Origin of the sequence: Gilvibacter sp. SZ-19 (genome assembly GCF_002163875.1) — a bacterium.
GTDB lineage: Bacteria > Bacteroidota > Bacteroidia > Flavobacteriales > Flavobacteriaceae > Gilvibacter.
Genome location: NZ_CP019333.1, coordinates 2,001,152 through 2,019,602, shown reverse-complemented (window position 1 = coordinate 2,019,602; position 18,451 = coordinate 2,001,152). Strand labels below are relative to the sequence as shown.

Sequence of the window (18,451 nt, the reverse complement as noted above, 5' to 3'; positions counted from 1 at the left end):
ATTCTTTAGCATGCAATTGTCTGAGCAAGAACTGGTGCGCCGCGAGAAGCTGGCGCAGATAAAAGCCTTAGGGATAGACCCATATCCGGCAGCGGAGTTTCCCGTTGACCATACTTCTGCAACCATTAAACAGGAATTTGCAGAAGGTAAACAGGTTGTTGTTGCTGGGCGATTGATGTCTAGAAGAATTCAAGGCAAGGCTTCCTTTGCAGAACTTCAAGATGCTGACGGTCGTATCCAAGTATACTTTAACCGGGACGAGATCTGCCCCGGAGAAGACAAAACTGCTTATAACGAACTGTATAAAAAGCTGCTCGACATAGGTGACTTTATTGGAATCCACGGAGAGCTCTTTACCACGCAAGTTGGTGAAAAAACAGTAATGGTGAAGGAGTTTGTGCTTCTGAGCAAGGCTTTAAAGCCGCTTCCCCTACCTAAAGAAAAAGACGGGGTCATTTACGATAAGTTTGACGACCCAGAGCAACGTTATCGTCAGCGTTATGCAGACTTGGTGGTGAATCCACAGGTTAAGGAAACCTTTGTGAAACGCACCAAACTCTTCAATGCCATGCGCGAGTTCTTTAACGAGGCTGGATATTTTGAAGTAGAGACTCCGATTCTGCAGCCGATTCCAGGAGGCGCAGCGGCTCGACCATTTATAACCCACCACAACAGTTTGGACATTCCACTCTATATGCGAATTGCCAACGAGCTGTATCTAAAACGTCTTATTGTTGGTGGATTTGATGGCGTTTATGAATTCTCCAAGAACTTCCGCAACGAAGGAATGGACCGCACCCACAATCCGGAGTTTACCGCCATGGAGATCTATGTGGCCTATAAGGACTACAACTGGATGATGGACTTCTGCGAAAAGCTTCTGGAGCACTGTGCTATGGCAGTGAACGGAACCACCAAAGCGACCTTTGGGGAGTATGAGGTAGATTTTAAAGCACCGTACAAACGCATCAGTATGCGCGATTCCATTTTAGAGCATACCGGCTTTGATATTTACGGAAAGTCAGAAGAAGAGATCCGCGAGGCTTGTAAAGAACTTGGCGTTGAAACTGATGAAACCATGGGTAAAGGAAAACTCATAGACGAGATCTTTGGTGAGAAGTGCGAAGGCAACTACATCCAACCGACCTTCATTACCGACTACCCCAAAGAGATGAGTCCACTTTGTAAATCACATAGGGAAAATCCGGAACTTACCGAACGTTTTGAACTCATGGTTTGCGGTAAAGAGATCGCTAATGCATATTCGGAGCTGAACGATCCGATAGATCAACGTGAGCGCTTTGAGCATCAACTTAAATTGGCCCAAAAAGGAGACGACGAGGCGACGGAATTCATTGACTTTGACTTTTTACGTTCTCTAGAATACGGTATGCCTCCTACCTCTGGTATGGGTATTGGAATGGACAGACTCATCATGTTCTTGACCAACAACCAGTCTATTCAAGAGGTGTTGTTCTTCCCGCAAATGAAACCCGAGAAGAAACAAGTCGCTTTGACCGATGAGGCCAAGGGAATTTTAGAATTGCTTCGCAAAGCCGAGACACTTCCACTGGGAGATTTAAAGGAGCAGGCTGGGCTTTCAAACAAAAAATGGGACAAGGCCATTAAAGAACTTACCAAGAACGGTATAGCGAAAGTTGAGAAAACTGCGGATGCCTTAAACGTGCATTTCGTCGGGTAGATTTTTGTATCTTCCCGTATGGATCACCCTGTTTTTGAGTTCGACGGCGGACTCTGCCATGTCATGGACGATAAGATCGTCTTTAACCAAAGTTCGAACCCAGAAGAACGCTTTGAAATGCCGGCTGTAAAACCGTCGGACTTTGTATTTGCTAAGCTGATCCCTATCACCTTTGTATTTGCCTTTGTACTTGCTTTTGCTTTTAGAGATCCTTTTGATGATTTTTCACCGATCTTTTTAATGATACTGGCCTTGGTGGTCTTTGTTTGGTTTTATGACCACGGAGTTTCTCAAACCAATCTGATCCCATTAGAAAATCTACTCTACGTAAAGTATAAAACGGTAAAACTAGGGGAGCGAAAAGGGTATTTTGTCTTTCATTTTAAAGATGAGAACGGCAACAAAAAACGCAGATTCATTTGCATGAGACCTTTCGAATCTCAAGATATAGCGGTGATCAAACAAGCCAAATCACTACTTCTAACTCGTGGATTCCTTCAGGACCGATGAATAACTATTTCACCACACAGAAAGGATTTTGTCACGTACTTGAAGACCGTCTGGTATTCAACAAAAGTAGCGATCCGAAGGAGCTCTTTGATATAGACACCGCTTATAGCGTGATCTCTCCACTATGGACCGCCGTTGCTGTTGGTGGCTTAGTGGTCTACTATATTCTCTTACAATTTGCCAGTTTAGAGGAGTCGGAATTGATCCACATAGGTTTTGTAGTCGCATTTGTGTTGTATATCATTGCTTGGGTCTATGCACATTTTGATATCGTGCACCAACAACTAATACCTCGAAATTCGGTTTTAAAGATCAAGGTAAGGCCAGCCATCATGCAAAAAGCCTATAAGCATTTGGTGGTCTATTACCGCAACAAGAAAGGTAGGGTCAGAAGGCATTACATTATTTTAAGACCAGAAGACCAAGGCGGTATTGAAGATCTCGAATTCGCTCGTGCTATTTTTTTAGAGGCCAATATCCCGATCTCATAATTTAAAGAAAACAAAAGCGTTTGATTGTTAGCACCTTAACACTAACTCATGAAAAACACATTGGCCCTAGTTGGTTTTTTATTACTAACTGCATTCACCCAGCCTGTACTAGAAGTAGAAACCTTAGACATTCAAAAGGCCTTAAGCCTAGAAAAGATAGATCTAAAAATAATTGGTAATACCGAAAGTACGCATTACTATAAGCCACTACTACTCGAACTTAAGAATACGGCCAACCATGCTCTCGAAATCAAGATCGCCAATGGGCAACTATTCAAATCGGCCGATCCGGAGGCGCAAGATATCATCACCACCCAAGAGGAGATCATCGCTTTAAAGGCCTTGGAAAGCGTAAAAATTCCACTGTACGGCATGTGTGTTCAAGAATATAACGCCGCTCCGGATGCAACCACAGTTTATGAGCTCGGAACTAAAGCCAAAGGCAACTTAGCTACGCTTGCCATGCGCATTCAAAAAGAGAAAGCTTTTGGGGTAGCCGGACAACAGGCTGTTTGGGCACTTACGGACGGGCGCCCAATGAGTGAAATTACCAGCATGGACTTAGAGCAAACCACGGCGGCTCGCGACATGGTTATGGATCTGGTTGCTGCTGATACGGTAACAGTAGTCGGCGAAACTATTAGACGCCCTAGAAACAACGGGCTTATAAAACGATCTATGGAGGGCAATTTCAATTACCGGATCTCTCGGGAATCTGACGTGCATATTGCCCTTTTTAACCAAGACAATATTGTGCTGGACGAGCTTTTCTACAAGGCTGCAGTGGCTCCCGGCTCTCATAGTTTTGAATATACCCTTGACCGAATGATCGACCCAAAACAGTACTATTACATTAGATTGATCATTAATGGCGAGATTAAGATCAACTTTGAAATGGAACCGCGCAGTTAGCCTCCGCAGAAAAAAAAATCAAAATACTTGTCCCCCTTTTCTAATACAGCTTCGTAATAAGAGTGTAAGTATTCATTAACTAACTCCCGAAGTGCGTAATAGAACTTTGTAGTGAGGCTAGAAAATGCAAGAAAATATTGCTGTTTGGAGATTTAAACCATAGCAGCGCTACGGTTAAATCGAAAACAGCCTAAACAATATTTTGCAGCAGTTTCTAGACGTAATAAATTTTCTATTGCGGAATTCGGGATAAAAAACTCTTTTTTATGAAAAATGCACTGAACTGGTTTGAGATTCCTACTGTGGATTTTGAGCGCGCAAAGAAATTTTACGAAGCAGTTTTCCAAGCAGAAATGGAAATCTTAACAATGCCTGAGTTAGATCAGACAATGGCCTTTTTCCCTTCGGATCAAGCCGAAGGTGTTGGTGGTAGTATTGTAAAAAGTCCAGACGCTAAACCCGCTCAAGTAGGTTCGCTGATCTATTTAAACGGAGGCGATGACCTTTCTAAACCGCTAGGCCGCGTAGAAGCCGCTGGCGGAAAGATAGCGATTCCCAAAACCTCTTTGGGACCGCATGGATTTTTTGCGACCTTTACAGATACCGAGGGGAATCTGGTTGGATTTCACTCACCAAACTAATCAATTAAAATACGAGAATAATGAAAGATTTTATGTTGATCTTTATTGGAGAGACCTATGCAGATATGGGTTTGTCTCCAGAAGAGCTACAAGAACGCATGGGCAAGTGGTTTGCCTGGAGCAATAAAATGGAAGCCGCGGGCATTGTAAAAGGCGGTGAAGCTTTGCACGACCCGGTGCGCAGAATCTCAGGGCCAGATCGCGTGGTAACCGATGGTCCCTTTGCAGAAAGTAAAGAGCTAGTTGGCGGTTACTTTATTGTAAGTGCCAAAGACATGGACGAAGCTGAAGAAATAGCACAGGACTTCCCAGACTATGACCTGGGCAGTACCGTAGAGATCCGTGAGATCATGGTTTTTGATCAGTAGTGGATAGTCAAGTTGTCGATCATCTTTTCAGACACCAATACGGAAAGATGATCGCTGTCTTGACGAATATTTTTGGGTTGCCGCATCTGGAACTAATAGAAGATGCGCTACAGGACACCTTTGTCAAAGCCACGCTGCAATGGCGAAAAAAAATTCCTGAGAATCCGGAAGCTTGGTTCATCAAATCTGCCAAGAACAGAACTATAGATCTGCTTAGAAAAGTCAAGGCAGATCAAGTCCGCAGCGATAAAATTTCTCATGGAGCTGCCAGTATTCACCTCAACGATTTGTTTCTAGACCACGAAATAGAAGACAGCCAACTTCGGATGATCTTTGTGGCTTGTCATCCGGAACTAGCCCCAGAAGAACAATTGGCATTTGCTCTAAAAACCATCTCTGGTTTTTCGCTTAAAGAAATTTCTGCAGCCTTACTAACCAAAGAAGAAACCATAAAAAAGCGTCTGAGCCGAGCTCGTAAAAAGGTAGCAGAAAAACAAATTCGCTTTGAGTTCCCGGATAAATCGGAACTCAGTGCGCGCCTAGCTGGAGTGCTGAGGGTAATCTACTTGATCTTTAATGAAGGGTTCCACTCTACCAAAAGAGAACAATTGATCGACCGCGAATTGTGCGGCGAGGCCCTTAGACTGAATCAACTCCTACTTAAAAAAGAAATGCTTCGCTCTGGCAGTAGCTATGCCTTGTTCGGCCTGCTTTGCTTCCATGCAGCCCGCTTAGAAAGTAAGGTTTCAGAAAACGATAGTATTATAGATCTGGAACACCAAGACCGCAGTCTTTGGCATTTCCCATTGATAAAAATTGGCAATGACTCCATGAACAAAGCCGTAACCTACCCAGATCGATCCAAATACCATCTGGAAGCGGCCATAGCTGCAGAGCACCTTAAAGCTAAATCTTTTCAAGACACAAACTGGCATGCTATTTTAGAGCTTTATAAGAAGCTACAGCAGCAAAACCCGAGTGAACTCGGAAGGCTCAATATGCTGATCGTTTTGATTCAACTTAAAAAATTCGATCTGGTAGCGGGAGAACTACCGCTTATAGACGAATCAAAACTGAATCAACGCGCCTATCTCTTATGGGCGACCTGGGCAGATTTTCACTACAGAACAGGCGATAAAGAATCGGCCTTAAGATATATGGATAAAGCCCTAGAGACCGTTAACAATGTATTGGAAAGGAACTACCTCTTAAAAAAACGCAATGATTACCTATAGTTTAGAACCAGAATTGACTGCCAGCGAATTCGAGCATTTATTAAAAGCCGCTAACCTTGCCGAGCGCCGACCGAAAGATCTTGACACCTTAGCTGCTATGTTAAAACATGCCGACATCATTCTTACGGCAAGAGCCGGGGAAAAACTCGTTGGTGTAGCTCGAAGTATTTCCGATTTCACCTATTGCACTTACCTATCTGACTTGGCCGTTGATGCCGCCTATCAACATCAAGGTATTGGCAAGCAGCTTATCCGCAGAAGTAAAGAGATCGCACCAAAAGCAAAATTGATCCTCTTGGCAGCTCCTGCAGCGCGTGACTATTACCCCAAAATAGGCATGACCCAGTTTGAATATTGCTTTTACCAATAAAAACCCCGACACCTTAAGATGCCGGGGCCTGAAAGGCAGCTGCTTTCGCATCAAAACCTCTTCCAACTTGCGTTTATTCTTTTTCTGCCCGCTCTAAGAATTTGATATCACGGGTATTCTTCTGAACAGCGACTGCTGCAAACAGTGCCAGGGTGAAAGACATGCCGTAAAAGCCCTTTTCGCTCAAATCGATATCGGCATTCCAAAGGCCAATGATGAGCAGTAAAATTGAGGCTATGGTTGTAAACCAACTGATGCCGTAATAGATCTCTGTCACTGGAATTCCTTCTAGCCGGTCTCGAACACTTTTCTGTACAGAGACCACACTAAACAGTCCGAAGAGTAGAATGGTGAAATAGTATCCTTTTTCGTTGAGCTCCATATTGACATTCCACAAGCCAACGCAATAGGATATCATTCCTATAAACAAAGCTGTCCACGATGCCGAAACAAAAGCCGAGGTGGGTTTGCAATCGAAGTTCTCTAGGTCTGCTGTCTTAGTCTTAAAAGGCGCATTGACCGGTTTGTTGGTTTTAAACACTTGATCTTCCATAATTCTTGTTTTGATGATTTATGTTTTGATTACAGGGCAAATATGGAATGATCTGATAGGTTCTAAAACACAAAATTTATCGATTACTTACGTTTTATTATTAGCTATATCTACAAATAATCCTATATTTATTAATATATATACTTTTTTACTTACGTTTTAATGCGTGATATTTTAGATATTATTGCCCTTCTCGACCCAGAACAGGAGACTGCTTTTGTACGGTATTTGGAAGGTTTGAACCGCAGATCTGACACTAAAAACATTGCGCTTTTTAAATTGCTACGCAAAGGCCAAACCCGTGATTTAGACCTTAAACTTTACGGAAAAGCCAATGCAAATGCGCTCTATGTACTGGCTAATCGTTTACAGCATCGTTTAATAGACTTTGTCGCTGCACAAAGCTTCTCCAAAGAGACTTCTGCCGATATGAACTGCCTTAAGTTGCTCTTAGCCAGCCGTATTTTCTTTGAACAGAAGAAATTCAAGTTGGGTTTTAAGACCTTAAAGCGTGCCCTAGTTGCTGCGGAGGAAATAGAGGCCTATTCGATCTTAAATGAGATCTATCAAACGTATATCCAATACGCCCACTTGCAAGATCAACTAGCCCTTAAAGAGTTACTTCACAGGGCAGATCACAACAGAGCACAATACCTTCAGGAACTTCAGGTCACTACTTTTTATGCGCAGTTTAGAGCACAGGGAATGCAAGATCTAGGTGCAGACCTAAACCAACAATTTGAAACTGCCATGGATGCTTCCCAGCTTAGGCTAGACAAAAACCTAAGTTACAAATCCCTGTATCAGCTGCTGAGTTTGGCAGTAGAGACAGCAGAGCAACAACAGGCGTTTTACCAGATCTTAGGACTCACTAAAAACATCTTAGAACTCATAAAACTAAAAACTGGACTCCAAGGACGCTATGCCCTCTACAGGATGAGAAGCCTACATTTAGCAGCGCTTAGCTTGTTCAGGAACAAACAACTGGAAGCTTGTCAAGAAGCCTTGGACCTTTTGGCAAACGATCTTAAAACATATACGAGCTATCGCAGTCTACTCAGCGATAAATTCAACCTCTTGCAAAGTCTAACCCACTTTTACAGCAATAGACCATTTGAAGCAATAGCGCTCTTAGAAAAGCAAAACAATGAAGACTTGCACGCCAGGCTAACACTGTGCATGTTCCATTTTCATCAAGGTGAATTTGACCAAGTCGCAAAATTGCTGCGGAATCTAAATCACAGCGACGCTTGGTACGAAAAGAAAATGGGCTGGTCGTGGGTGGTTCAAAAGAATATCATAGAGATACTCTTATTAGTAGAACGCGATAAACTAGATCTGGTCTTGCTGCGCTTGCGAGCATTTAAACGCCGCTACAAAGGCTTGCTACAAGAGAAAGGTCAAGAGCGCGTAGTTGCATTTCTGAAGATAGTAGACATCTATTATCAAGACCCGAACAGCATTAAAGACCCAAGCTTTATAAAGAAGGTGGAAACTGAGCTGACAGGGAAGAACCCTTTGGAGGAAGACATTTTTGTGATGAGTTTTTACGCCTGGCTCAAGAGTAAAATGACAGCTGACTCCTTATATGAGACAACTTTAGCCTTAGTCCGAACTCACGGAAATTAGCAATTGCCTGTAATGTTGCATGCAGTTTTCACGACTACCCTCACATCATGAAAACTACAACAACTCAAGACATCATTATTTTTGACGGCGAATGCAACCTCTGCAATGGCGTAGTAGGTTGGCTGCTTAAGTTCGCGCCCCAAGAACTGTTCAATTTTGTTCCGTTTCAATCGCCCAAAGGACAAGCGTATCTAAAACAATACGGTTTCGACACGCAAAGTTTAGACACCGTAATTCTGATTGACCAAAATGGTGTTCATACCCACTCCGATGGTTTTCTGCGCGTGGTTGGAAAGATCGACAAATGGAAGCGTGTGGCAGCTTTGCTGGCCTTTATTCCAAGAATGCTCCGCGATTACATTTATAAGACCGCCTCCAAAAATCGAGTACGCTGGTTTGGCAATTCCAACAGCTGCGCTATTTCTTTAAAATAGTTAGTCTCTCGGCACACTAATCTCAGACCCTAAGAATAGTGCATTCAAAAACAAACGGTTGGTGCCGTACCACGAACCTCTAAAGTTCGGGTTGTCTGCAAACATCACTACGCGACCCCCACCTACTGGGCTTACAATCAAGGAAGCTGACGGTTTAATCATCTGCTCCAGATTGTCTGGTGAAATAAATCCATCAATATGTGGGTTAGCTGTGTATTTTGCCACAGTGCTATAGGCACTGCCACTCGGTTGCAAAAAGACCATATTGTTCTTGTAAACAGGTAAGCGTCTTGAGGTATATCCAAATCCTAGCGGATGGGTCAGGTCCAGATCGGTCTCTAAAATAACCCCACCAACACGTTCGCGACCAATATTCTCGCCAGCGTCAACATAAGGTTTACGCCCAACGGTAGAATCCTTCTTATCCTTACTCTGGGTAAGCTTTTCATTGACCAGTTTTCTACTAACAGCCCAACGCGAAGCATTGGCAATAGTGATCAAGGTGTTGCCCTGCCCTACCCAAGACTTTAAGCGCTCTATTTGAGTGGAATCCAGTTCGCGATAACTCCCGGAGACCATTACCAAAGTATTGTAACGATCCAGGTCCGCAAAAGAAAAGGTGCGCATTTGCAGTTTGGTGATCGGCATATGCACCCGAGTGTCTAACAAATGCCAAACCTCTCCAGCCTCATAAGAGTTCACTCCATTTCCGATAAGCAAGGCAGCTTTTGGCTGCTCTAAAGCTCTAAAGTTGCGACTTCCCAGGTCGATCCCCTTGGCGCTATACCCTGTATTGACAGCATAAAGTGGTACCTCAAAGCTTTGCTCTGCCTCTTTTACAATAGCATAAACCTCTGCTGCAGACATATTCTGCTTAGAGACCGGGATCATTACAGTTCCGTAATCAAAGTCTTGTTTACCCTGGTGCGTTACTATACTGAAAGGTTTAAATGCAGCATTCACCACCAAACCTTTAGCCTGCAAATGATACAGGGCTGCCGGAGCATTATAGTCGTTCCAATCCATCAGATAGGCGTAACTGCTTTGAGGCACGTTCTTAAGGTTTGTAATTCCATCTGTAGAGCTAACCACTGTTCCTCCAGGATTACGTGTTTGCCCTTTATAAGGGACATTGTAAAAGTTTGCAACACTCCAAGCTGAGGCATCGTAGAATACGGAGTCTCGGTAACTTTTATAGGTCTCAAAGAATGATTGCACCATACGCCGCTGGGGTTGTGCCAATGGTACGGAATATTGATCTCCGTTTTTATACACCTCGATCTCGTGTAGTAACAACTTGTCTATAAATGCTTTCATCCGGTTGCCGTCGGTTCCTTTATCAAAAGTGTAAGCCGCATAGCCTGTAGGTGCTTTTTCGTTTACTGCGGATTTAAAGAAATCCTGTTGATACTTTCGTAAGGTTGCTTTGTTCTCTACAGCAGCCTGCACCGTAGCCATACTTGAGGTGTATTGGTTCCTAATGGTAAAACCAAAAGTGATCTCGCCAAAGGCGGTTTCTTGTACATGACCCCTAGAGCTGGCCTGTTCAAACAAGAGTGCCAAAGCTCCTTGTAGATCAGGATATGAAGAACCATAGCCTGGGTAAGTACCGTCAAAAGCTTCTTTGGTAAAGTAGAATGAGCCTATTCCGTTCAAGGCATCCTCATAATAAGTTGCAAAGAGTTCATTCAAGTCTTCATAGTTCTCTTTGGGCATAATAGGATCCAAAGACCCAATTGGCTTCATAGGCTCAAAGAAATAGGTGGAGTTGGTACCCATTTCATGAAAATCGGTCACCACATTAGGATACCATTGGTGGTACCAAGTGAGTTTTCCTCTACTCTCTGGATTGATCCCTAAGAGCCAATCTCTGTTTAGATCGAACCAATAATGATTGGTACGGCCTCTTGGCCAAGCCTCCCAGTGCTCAGCATCCATAGGATCTGATACAAAAGGGGTGGCCTTATACTGATTGGCCCATTGGGTATGTCTGTCACGACCATCTGGGTTAATGGTAGGGTCTATCATAATGATCCCGTTCTCCAAATAATTCAAAACCTCCGGGTTGTTCGAGGCAACTAAAGTGTAGGCGGTGAGCAAAGCCGCTTCGGAGCTTGACGGTTCGTTTCCGTGGACATTGTAGCCTAATTGAATAAACACAGGGAGTGCATCGTAATTGCTAGGCGATTGTTTTGGGTCCACGTATTTAAGGTGCTCTGCTTTTATACTTTCAAGGTTTTGCAGATTCTGCGGAGTAGAAACGGTAAGCATCACAAGCTTCCTGCCCTCATGCGTCTTGCCATAGGTCGTTATAGTTGCCCGATCTGACACTTGGGCGAGCATCTTTAAATAACTCACTATCATGTCGTGACGAGTATGTTGAGAGCCTATAGGATATTCCAAATACTCCTCCGGAGAGGGAATGTCTGGATTAAAAGGCCCTTGGCCTGCTAAGAAGTAATCTTGAGCTTGCGCAGCTGGGATCAGCATTAAAAAAGAAAAGGTGAAAAGTGCAATTAACTTTCGCATGAGAACTATGATTGGTTGAACCCTAAAATTACGGAAATATCCGCCTATAAAAAACACCGCCCCTAAGGATCCTCCTTGGCAAAGGATTTCTTAGAGGCGATGAACTTCCAACCAAAAAATAAAAACTACTTCCTTACCTTACTTAAGAAAGCAATATTGTTTGCAACCAAGGCGACAACAGGCTTTTGAGCTGTGCAGATACAGGACTAATTAAACAATATGGCCTGCTGACTGCCGTTGGTTTGCTATAGTGAACTCTGCTTAAGAGTTGTACTGTTTAAAAGAACTTGATGTGAAAGTAGTACGAGCGGTATAATTGTAAAACAACCATCGAGTAAAAGGGTCGTTTTAATGAGTTAAATGTGCGTTTGCGCGAGTAAAGCATTTTTGGGTTTTCTATATCTGCTTGGTTTTGGTATATTTAGCAACATTTTTAAGCTATGAAACTTTACCGACTTATCTTTTTCTTCGCTTTGGCGCTGGCTGTGACCGCGTGTAGTGATGACAACTATTCCCCTACGGACGACACCCAAACCACAGACGACACCACTGGTGGTGGAGATCCTGACCCGACCGACGACACTACAGGTGGCGGTGATCCAGACCCAGATCCGGACCCTATTGATTTTACAGACAAACTTTCTGAGCTTCCTGTATTTCAAGGGAATCTGAGCGATCTAACTCCTAGAGACGGGGTGTATCTGTACGAACTAAACTCAGGGCTTTTTACAGATTACGCTGCCAAACAGCGCCTAATCCGTTTGCCTAACGGACAAGCTATGGAGTATGCGGGAGACGATCAGCTGCCTGACTTTCCAGACAATACCCTGATCGCAAAGACCTTTTACTACAACATTGATGATCGTGATCCGTCCTTAGGGAAACAGATCATAGAAACGAGAATTCTTCTCAAACTGGCCGGAGAATGGTTGGCTGCGGATTATTTATGGAACGACGAGCAGACCGAGGCCTTTTACGACGAAGACGGCGGCGAAGTTCCAATTAGCTATATAGACAGTAATGGAGTGACTCGCAACGTGGACTATTTGATCCCATCCAGATCGGAATGTATCGTTTGTCACTTTAACAATGCCATCACTACACCTATCGGACCAAAGCTTCGCTCCATGAACTTTAATCCGAACAACGAATATGTGAATATCAATCAGCTGCAGTATTTTATGAACGAGGGTATTTTGACCTTTGCTCCAGATCCTGCCTCACTCCCGCTCCTACCGGATTGGGAAGACGATGCCGCTTATACCTTAGAAGAGCGCGCCCGCGCCTATATGGATATTAATTGTGCGCACTGCCACAACCCAGACGGCGTAGTTGGCACCTTTGATATGGATTTTCGTTATGAGACCGCATTTGATGACTCTGGTATTTATGCGAATCGCGGAGAGATCGAGGCCAGAACCCTTTCTACACTTGTAAACTACCGTATGCCTCAATTAGGCCGAACAGTGGTTCACGAAGAAGCGGTCACCATGCTGGTAGAATACCTTGAGTCTTTAGACTAAAGGAATCACAAAGATTTATGAACCGCCTCCCGAGGCGGTTTTTTATGTCCAAATTTTTGTACCTTCCTTAAGATTTTATCAACTAATCCTATGAAAAAGATACAATTAGCAGGACTGTTTTTGTTTTTGCTGATGCTGCCTGGGCTACACAGCTGCTCTAACGAGACCGATCCGACAGACGACACAGAGCAAACCACAGATGATACTGTGGACCCAACCGACGACACCACAGCTGGTGGTGGAGATGGGGATTTGCAGTTTACAGGCATACGCGTAAGTGTGACCTTTGATCTGTGTGAGCTTCCTTTTTGTTCCATAAGTCAACTGATCTTTCTAGATGAAAATATTGGTTATGCTGTTACTGGAGTTTATGTGTATAAAACCATAGATGGCGGACAGACTTGGGAGTATTTGATCAATCAAGACATTACCGGTAAGCTCATAGCCTTATCAGAAAATCTATTGTTCCTAAATACCTACGATGGTATTTTAAAAACAACCAACGGAGGAGACTCTTGGAACAATATTGAGCGCCCTTTGGAATTCCTTTGTGATGGTGCGATAAATACCGGATATATACAGTTCGTTGATGAAGTAAACGGATTTGTACAGGACCGCTGTGAATTCATGGAGCTGTATAGCACGGTGAATGCAGGTGACAATTGGAACCTAATTCTTACCACTAGCCTGCCTATAGAAGAGTATTATTTTGAAGACCGTTTGAACGGCCTCGTTAGAACAGATGAAGAACTACTGGTCACTAGTGATGGAGGTGGTAACTGGAGCAGCTTTGATAGTATGCCGTCCTTGTTTGAGTATGTGATAGCTCGCGAAGGGTTTTTTGAATTCCCAGACGGTTCTGCAAACGTAGAAATGCCTTTAGAGCTTTCTGCTAGTGCGGTGCCTTTTACTTTTGACGTCAATGCGCTCGGTGACATTTCTGTAGTGTTTTTTGATGAAGAGGCAGGATCTGAACGTTGGCAACTCTACCTCTATGTCCAGGAAACAGCGAGTTGGATGCTTGTAGAAACCTTGGAGCCTTTATCGGATCCTTTATCCAGTTATATAACCATTCATATAACTGACGCCAAAACTATGTTTGTCGGGATCTCACGTTCTGGAGAGATTCTAAAATACTTTGTTGAATAGTAGACATGTCTAGGTGAAAATTGGAACTCATCTGAGACTTAAGCAGCGTATCCAACAAGATCAAAGAACTTCAGTAGGTAACCTTCTAAGCTTTTAAAGTTAATAAGTGTTAAGAATTCCCATACGAATTAAACGCTCCTCATTTTCTAAAGTCTTAAAGGCAAACAAAACATTAAAACTTTAGAACAGATGAAGAAAATTTTGATACTTATGCTTGCCCTAACCAGTTCTGTCGCCTTTGCACAGCACGGAGGCCGAGGTCACCACAAGCAAGACGGTCATAGAGCAGAACTCCTTAAAGAATTAAGTGCAGACCAGCTTGCACAACTAGAGACCAAGAAGCTCACCTTGGCCTTAGATCTCAATGCCGCTCAGCAACAAGAAATGCTCAAAGTACAGACAACAATTGCTCAGGACAAAAAAGCCATGCTTGCAGAACGCGAAGCTCGAAAAGCAGCCAATGAGACCCAAAAGCTAACCCCAGATCAGCGCTTTGAGCAGATGGATGCCGCACTTGATAAAAAGATCGCTATTAAGTCTGAGATCAAAGCAATACTCTCTGACCAGCAATTCGAAAAATGGCAGCGCATGCAACACCACAGAAAAGGGCGAAAGAAAGGCAGACAGGGCCGTAGAAAGTAAATTTTAACAGTTGATTGATAGTTGAAAAAGCCAAAAAAACGGATTAAAAACGTGTTTTTGGCTTTATTCTTGTTATCGCTTTTAGGTAAGTAAATATTTAGTACATTAGTACGCTGCGAGTCGCTTTGGAGAACAGACAACACCCTAAAGAGTCCCGCAGGAACTAAACAAAAAATTAGAACATGAAAAGTTTTTTCAAATTAGCACTTTTGACTTTGGTCTTCGGGTTGTTTTCGCAAAACACACAAGCACAAACCCTTTCTGAAAGTGGAGATAAGCCAGATGTTGTGGCCAAAGCAGAATTAGAAAAGCTGGATAAAGACCTTGACCTTACAGACGAGCAAGAGCGTACATTGTTTCGCGCCCTTGTTAAACGCGAAGTAGAATACAGAAAAAGCGTAAAAGGGAAAGATCCTAACAATCCGAACGTAAGCCATGTGGCCCGTAAGTTAGAAGAGAACTTCAACAACGAAATGAAGGCTACTCTTACCGAAAAGCAATACAAAAAGTGGTTGCGCAAGCAGTAAACACTTCAGATATATAAAGTAAAAGCGCTCTTTAAAGGAGCGCTTTTTTTATGCCAATTCTTTAAGTGCCTTATTAGATGCGGCTACAGTTTTATCGATATCCTCGTAGGAGAGCGCATCGTTTAAGAACCAACTCTCAAAAGCAGATGGCGGCAAGTAGATCCCTTGACGCAACATGCTGTGAAAGTACTTTTTAAAGTTGTCGTTGTTCCCTTTTGCTGCGGATTCAAAATCTACCACCGGATCGGCAGTGAAATGCACAGAGATCATAGACCCTATACGATTTATGGTGTAGTCCAGACCACTTTCTTTTAAACCTGCTTCCAGCCCTTGATGCAAATAAGCTGTCTTCTCGTTCAAACTAGCAAAGACTTCTGGATGGTTATCTAAAGTTGTGAGCATGCTGAGTCCGGCGGCCATTGCTAGTGGATTTCCACTCAAAGTCCCCGCTTGATAAACAGGTCCTTCTGGTGCCAAATGACTCATTATACGCGCTGGACCCGCAAAAGCTCCAACGGGTAAACCGCCACCAATTACTTTACCAAAGGTTACTAGATCTGCCTGTATTCCCATAAGCTCTTGTACGCCACCTGCAGCCAAACGGAATCCCGTCATGACCTCATCGAATATGAGAACTATCTCGTGTTGATCACACAGACTTCTCAATCGTTCCAAAAATCCATCCGCAGGGAGAATACACCCCATGTTTCCTGCTACCGGTTCTAAAATGATGGCCGCTATCTCTCCAGGATTGGCGGCAATAATGTCTTTAACTTGTTGCAGATCGTTATAACGAGCCAGCAAAGTATCTTTTGCTGTCCCCTGAGTAACTCCTGGGCTATTAGGGTTGCCAAAGGTTACAGCGCCACTCCCTGCTTGGATCAAAAAGGAATCACTATGTCCGTGATAACACCCCGCAAACTTGATGATCTTTTCTCTTCCTGTATAGCCACGGGCGAGTCTAATGGCACTCATACAAGCTTCGGTTCCACTATTCACAAAGCGAATCTTATCGATACCCGGGACCATCTTTACAGCCAAACGCGCGATCTCCGTTTCTAGCTCTGTAGGCATACCATAAGAAGTACCCTTGTCTGCGCGTTCTTTTATAGCGTCAATAACAGGTTTATAAGCATGCCCAAGGATCATAGGACCCCATGAACTGATATAGTCGATCAGCGTGTTTCCGTCCTCAGCGTAGAGATAGGCTCCTTGAGCCCGTTTCACAAAGATCGGATCGCCACCCACGGCATTAAAAGCTCTTACCGGAGAGTTAACTCCTCCGGGAATATATTGCGTGGCCTCTGCAAATAAGGCACTACTGCGTTGGTATATCATTACAATTTAGTTTTCAGATCCGACATCTAGTGTTTGTCCAATAGAGATCGTATTAGAAGTAAGGCCATTCTTGGCTTTTAAAACGTCTACGCTTAAGTTGTGTCTACGAGCAATGCTGTATAAAGTATCTCCCTTTTTAACAACGTAGGTTGTAGCTGCCACAGCGCTGTTTGAACTGCGAGAAACGGCTCCGCCGTCCAATACTTGCTCATCCAGCTTATAAAGCTCATAGCGCTCAATGATACTGATGAGCTTATTGGGATATTTTGGATCTGTAGCGTAACCCGCTTTTTTAAGTCCGCGTGCCCAGCCTTTGTAATCGTCTATGGCCAAGTCAAAAAGACCACTGTATCTCCTGCGCTGCGTTAAGAACAAGGAGTGATCTCTAAAGGAATATTTGGCGTCGATATATTTTCTAAAGCACTCTTGTAAGGCGTCATCGTCGTGATACACGCGCTCACCTGTCCATTCGGTATGACATTTAATTCCGAAATGATTGTTGGCTCTTTGGGTAAGATCGCTCCTCCCTGCGCCGGATTCTAAAATTCCTTGCGCCATGGTGACACTTGCCGGAATCTTGTAAAGAACCATCTCGTCCATAGCTACCTGGCTAAAGGTTTCGATATACCAGGCCACAGCTTCTTGATAGCTGAGTTCTTTTGGAGTTGCTTTGGTTGTATCTGGAAGGTCTTGCTGGTCGGTTGTTCCAGAGTTTGTAGTGGTTTGAGTGTCTGTTCTCGGCTTTGGATCGGCTGTCTTGGTGGTTCTAGAAGTAGTACGCCTTTGCGTCGTTTTCTTTTTTGTACCACAAGAACTCAGCAACAATCCAAAGGTAAATAGTAAGGCAAATATGCGGATAACCATAGCTTAGATTTCGAGCGGCGGAAGGCCTTTTTGGGCAATTTTTTGTCGCATTCCTGCTATGCCTTGCAAGCCTCCGGTATGCACGGCTAAAATACGAGAATTTTCAGGAAATTTCGAGGCTTTTAACAGGGCAAAAAGACCGTAGAGCATTTTGCCGGTATAGACAGGATCTAGGGCAATTCCGTACTCTTTGTTGAACTGATTAATAAACGTGATCAGCGCTGCATTTATTTTCCCGTAACCACCAAAGGCAAAATCGGCATTGAGCGACCAGTTGGTTGCTGGAGTCAATCTAGCAATCTCCCGCTTTAAAAAATCGCCTTGCAATGCGGAGAAACCTATCAAGTGCTGATGCGCCTGGGCAGAATGACTCATTCCGGCTATTGTTCCTCCTGTACCAACAGGAACACAGATATAATCGTATACAGCGGTATGTGCTCCCAAAATCTCTGCGCATCCCTTTAGGGCAAGAGCATTTGTTCCGCCTTCTGGAATGATGTAAGCCTGCGGATATTCACTTTGAAGCTGCTCTAAAAACTCGGCCTCATTGCGCTGGCGATAGTCACTTCTAGAAATAAAACGAAACTCCATTCCGCGCTGAGCAGCTTGAAACAAAGATGGGTTATTCTTCCATTTAGTCGCCAGCTCATCGCCTCGGATGTATCCTATTGCCTTGAAACCAAACTGCTGAGCAGCAGCCGCAACTGCCGCAATATGATTGCTATATGCTCCGCCAAAAGTTAAGAGGGTTTTGGCCTCTACGCGCTTTGCTTCTAGGAGATTGTAATAGAGCTTTCTGTACTTATTACCCTGCACGGCTCCTCCTATTAGATCCTCGCGAAGCAAGTCCAATTGGCAACCGTTCTCAAAGCTTTTTAAGGGTGTTATTTGTGTTCCTACAGCTGACATATCATTTACCGAACGAAAATACACCATTCACCGACAACAATTTACCATCTATCTAAAATCGTCCTACAAAATGCTGCTTCTCAGGTAGTTTTGCTTCAAATAATCTTGTGAAACCCAGCTCACAA

Annotated in this window: 19 protein-coding genes; 14 read left to right on the top strand and 5 right to left on the bottom strand. The window is 43.7% G+C overall.

Annotated features, from left to right (window positions below; translation table 11 throughout):
* Positions 1-10: 10 nt before the first annotated feature.
* The 8 genes from lysS to BTO09_RS09345 all read left to right on the top strand — a co-directional run bounded on the left by lysS (position 11) and on the right by BTO09_RS09345 (position 6,229).
* Positions 11-1,702, top strand: coding sequence for a lysine--tRNA ligase (gene lysS, locus BTO09_RS09380; RefSeq protein ID WP_087524524.1), 1,692 nt, complete (start codon positions 11-13; stop codon positions 1,700-1,702).
* Between the two features lie 18 nt (positions 1,703-1,720).
* Entirely contained in the window at positions 1,721-2,212 is a 492-nt protein-coding gene (locus tag BTO09_RS09375) for a hypothetical protein (protein ID WP_087524523.1), read from the top strand.
* On the top strand, positions 2,209-2,703 hold the full coding sequence (locus tag BTO09_RS09370; protein ID WP_087524522.1) for a hypothetical protein: 495 nt from the start codon (positions 2,209-2,211) through the stop codon (positions 2,701-2,703). Before BTO09_RS09375 ends, BTO09_RS09370 begins: the two co-directional genes overlap by 4 nt.
* A 48-nt stretch (positions 2,704-2,751) precedes the next feature.
* A complete protein-coding gene (locus tag BTO09_RS09365; RefSeq protein WP_087524521.1) occupies positions 2,752-3,615 on the top strand; it encodes a hypothetical protein in 864 nt (287 codons plus the stop codon).
* A gap of 266 nt (positions 3,616-3,881) precedes the next feature.
* Positions 3,882-4,256: a VOC family protein gene (locus BTO09_RS09360; protein WP_087524520.1), complete on the top strand. Its 375-nt coding sequence runs from the start codon at positions 3,882-3,884 to the stop codon at positions 4,254-4,256.
* A 20-nt stretch (positions 4,257-4,276) separates the two neighbouring features.
* The gene (locus tag BTO09_RS09355; RefSeq protein WP_087524519.1) at positions 4,277-4,624 is read left to right on the top strand and encodes a YciI family protein; all 348 of its coding nucleotides are present in this window, start codon (positions 4,277-4,279) and stop codon (positions 4,622-4,624) included.
* Positions 4,624-5,859 carry an RNA polymerase sigma factor gene (locus tag BTO09_RS09350; RefSeq protein ID WP_087524518.1) on the top strand — a complete coding sequence of 412 codons (1,236 nt, stop codon included), beginning with the start codon at positions 4,624-4,626 and terminating at the stop codon, positions 5,857-5,859. The genes BTO09_RS09355 and BTO09_RS09350 overlap by 1 nt, the downstream gene beginning before the upstream one ends.
* Positions 5,846-6,229, top strand: a complete 384-nt coding sequence (locus BTO09_RS09345) for a GNAT family N-acetyltransferase (RefSeq protein WP_087524517.1) — start codon at positions 5,846-5,848, stop codon at positions 6,227-6,229. The genes BTO09_RS09350 and BTO09_RS09345 overlap by 14 nt, the downstream gene beginning before the upstream one ends.
* A 73-nt stretch (positions 6,230-6,302) precedes the next feature.
* Here BTO09_RS09345 and yiaA read toward each other — a convergent pair whose 3' ends face one another.
* Positions 6,303-6,782 (bottom strand): inner membrane protein YiaA, encoded by a 480-nt coding sequence (gene yiaA / locus BTO09_RS09340; protein ID WP_087524516.1) that lies wholly within the window; start codon positions 6,780-6,782, stop codon positions 6,303-6,305.
* Positions 6,783-6,944: 162 nt separating this feature from the next.
* Between yiaA and BTO09_RS09335 the strand changes: the two genes are divergently transcribed.
* Complete coding sequence (locus BTO09_RS09335) at positions 6,945-8,411, top strand: hypothetical protein (protein WP_087524515.1); 1,467 nt, start codon at positions 6,945-6,947, stop codon at positions 8,409-8,411.
* Positions 8,412-8,458: 47 nt separating this feature from the next.
* Complete coding sequence (locus BTO09_RS09330; RefSeq protein ID WP_087524514.1) at positions 8,459-8,845, top strand: thiol-disulfide oxidoreductase DCC family protein; 387 nt, start codon at positions 8,459-8,461, stop codon at positions 8,843-8,845.
* Here the strand turns inward: BTO09_RS09330 and BTO09_RS09325 are convergent, their stop codons facing one another.
* The gene (locus BTO09_RS09325; protein ID WP_087524513.1) at positions 8,846-11,374 is read right to left on the bottom strand and encodes a M14 family zinc carboxypeptidase; all 2,529 of its coding nucleotides are present in this window, start codon (positions 11,372-11,374) and stop codon (positions 8,846-8,848) included.
* A gap of 440 nt (positions 11,375-11,814) precedes the next feature.
* On the opposite strand from BTO09_RS09325, the gene BTO09_RS09320 reads away from it, so the two are divergent.
* The 4 genes from BTO09_RS09320 (at position 11,815) to BTO09_RS09305 (ending at position 15,215) form a co-directional block, all read left to right on the top strand.
* Positions 11,815-12,897 (top strand): hypothetical protein, encoded by a 1,083-nt coding sequence (locus tag BTO09_RS09320; RefSeq protein WP_087524512.1) that lies wholly within the window; start codon positions 11,815-11,817, stop codon positions 12,895-12,897.
* A gap of 90 nt (positions 12,898-12,987) precedes the next feature.
* Entirely contained in the window at positions 12,988-14,046 is a 1,059-nt protein-coding gene (locus BTO09_RS09315) for a hypothetical protein (RefSeq protein ID WP_087524511.1), read from the top strand.
* A 189-nt stretch (positions 14,047-14,235) separates the two neighbouring features.
* Positions 14,236-14,688 (top strand): hypothetical protein, encoded by a 453-nt coding sequence (locus tag BTO09_RS09310; protein ID WP_087524510.1) that lies wholly within the window; start codon positions 14,236-14,238, stop codon positions 14,686-14,688.
* 182 nt (positions 14,689-14,870) lie between these two features.
* Positions 14,871-15,215, top strand: coding sequence for a hypothetical protein (locus BTO09_RS09305; RefSeq protein WP_087524509.1), 345 nt, complete (start codon positions 14,871-14,873; stop codon positions 15,213-15,215).
* Between the two features lie 48 nt (positions 15,216-15,263).
* Here the strand turns inward: BTO09_RS09305 and hemL are convergent, their stop codons facing one another.
* Genes hemL through BTO09_RS09290 form a run of 3 tightly spaced genes read right to left on the bottom strand, consistent with a single transcriptional unit; the run spans position 15,264 to position 18,326 of the window.
* On the bottom strand, positions 15,264-16,553 hold the full coding sequence (gene hemL / locus BTO09_RS09300) for a glutamate-1-semialdehyde 2,1-aminomutase (protein WP_087524508.1): 1,290 nt from the start codon (positions 16,551-16,553) through the stop codon (positions 15,264-15,266).
* Between the two features lie 6 nt (positions 16,554-16,559).
* Positions 16,560-17,417: a glucosaminidase domain-containing protein gene (locus tag BTO09_RS09295; protein ID WP_087524507.1), complete on the bottom strand. Its 858-nt coding sequence runs from the start codon at positions 17,415-17,417 to the stop codon at positions 16,560-16,562.
* 3 nt (positions 17,418-17,420) lie between these two features.
* Positions 17,421-18,326: a 1-aminocyclopropane-1-carboxylate deaminase/D-cysteine desulfhydrase gene (locus tag BTO09_RS09290; protein WP_087525537.1), complete on the bottom strand. Its 906-nt coding sequence runs from the start codon at positions 18,324-18,326 to the stop codon at positions 17,421-17,423.
* Positions 18,327-18,451: the final 125 nt, after the last annotated feature.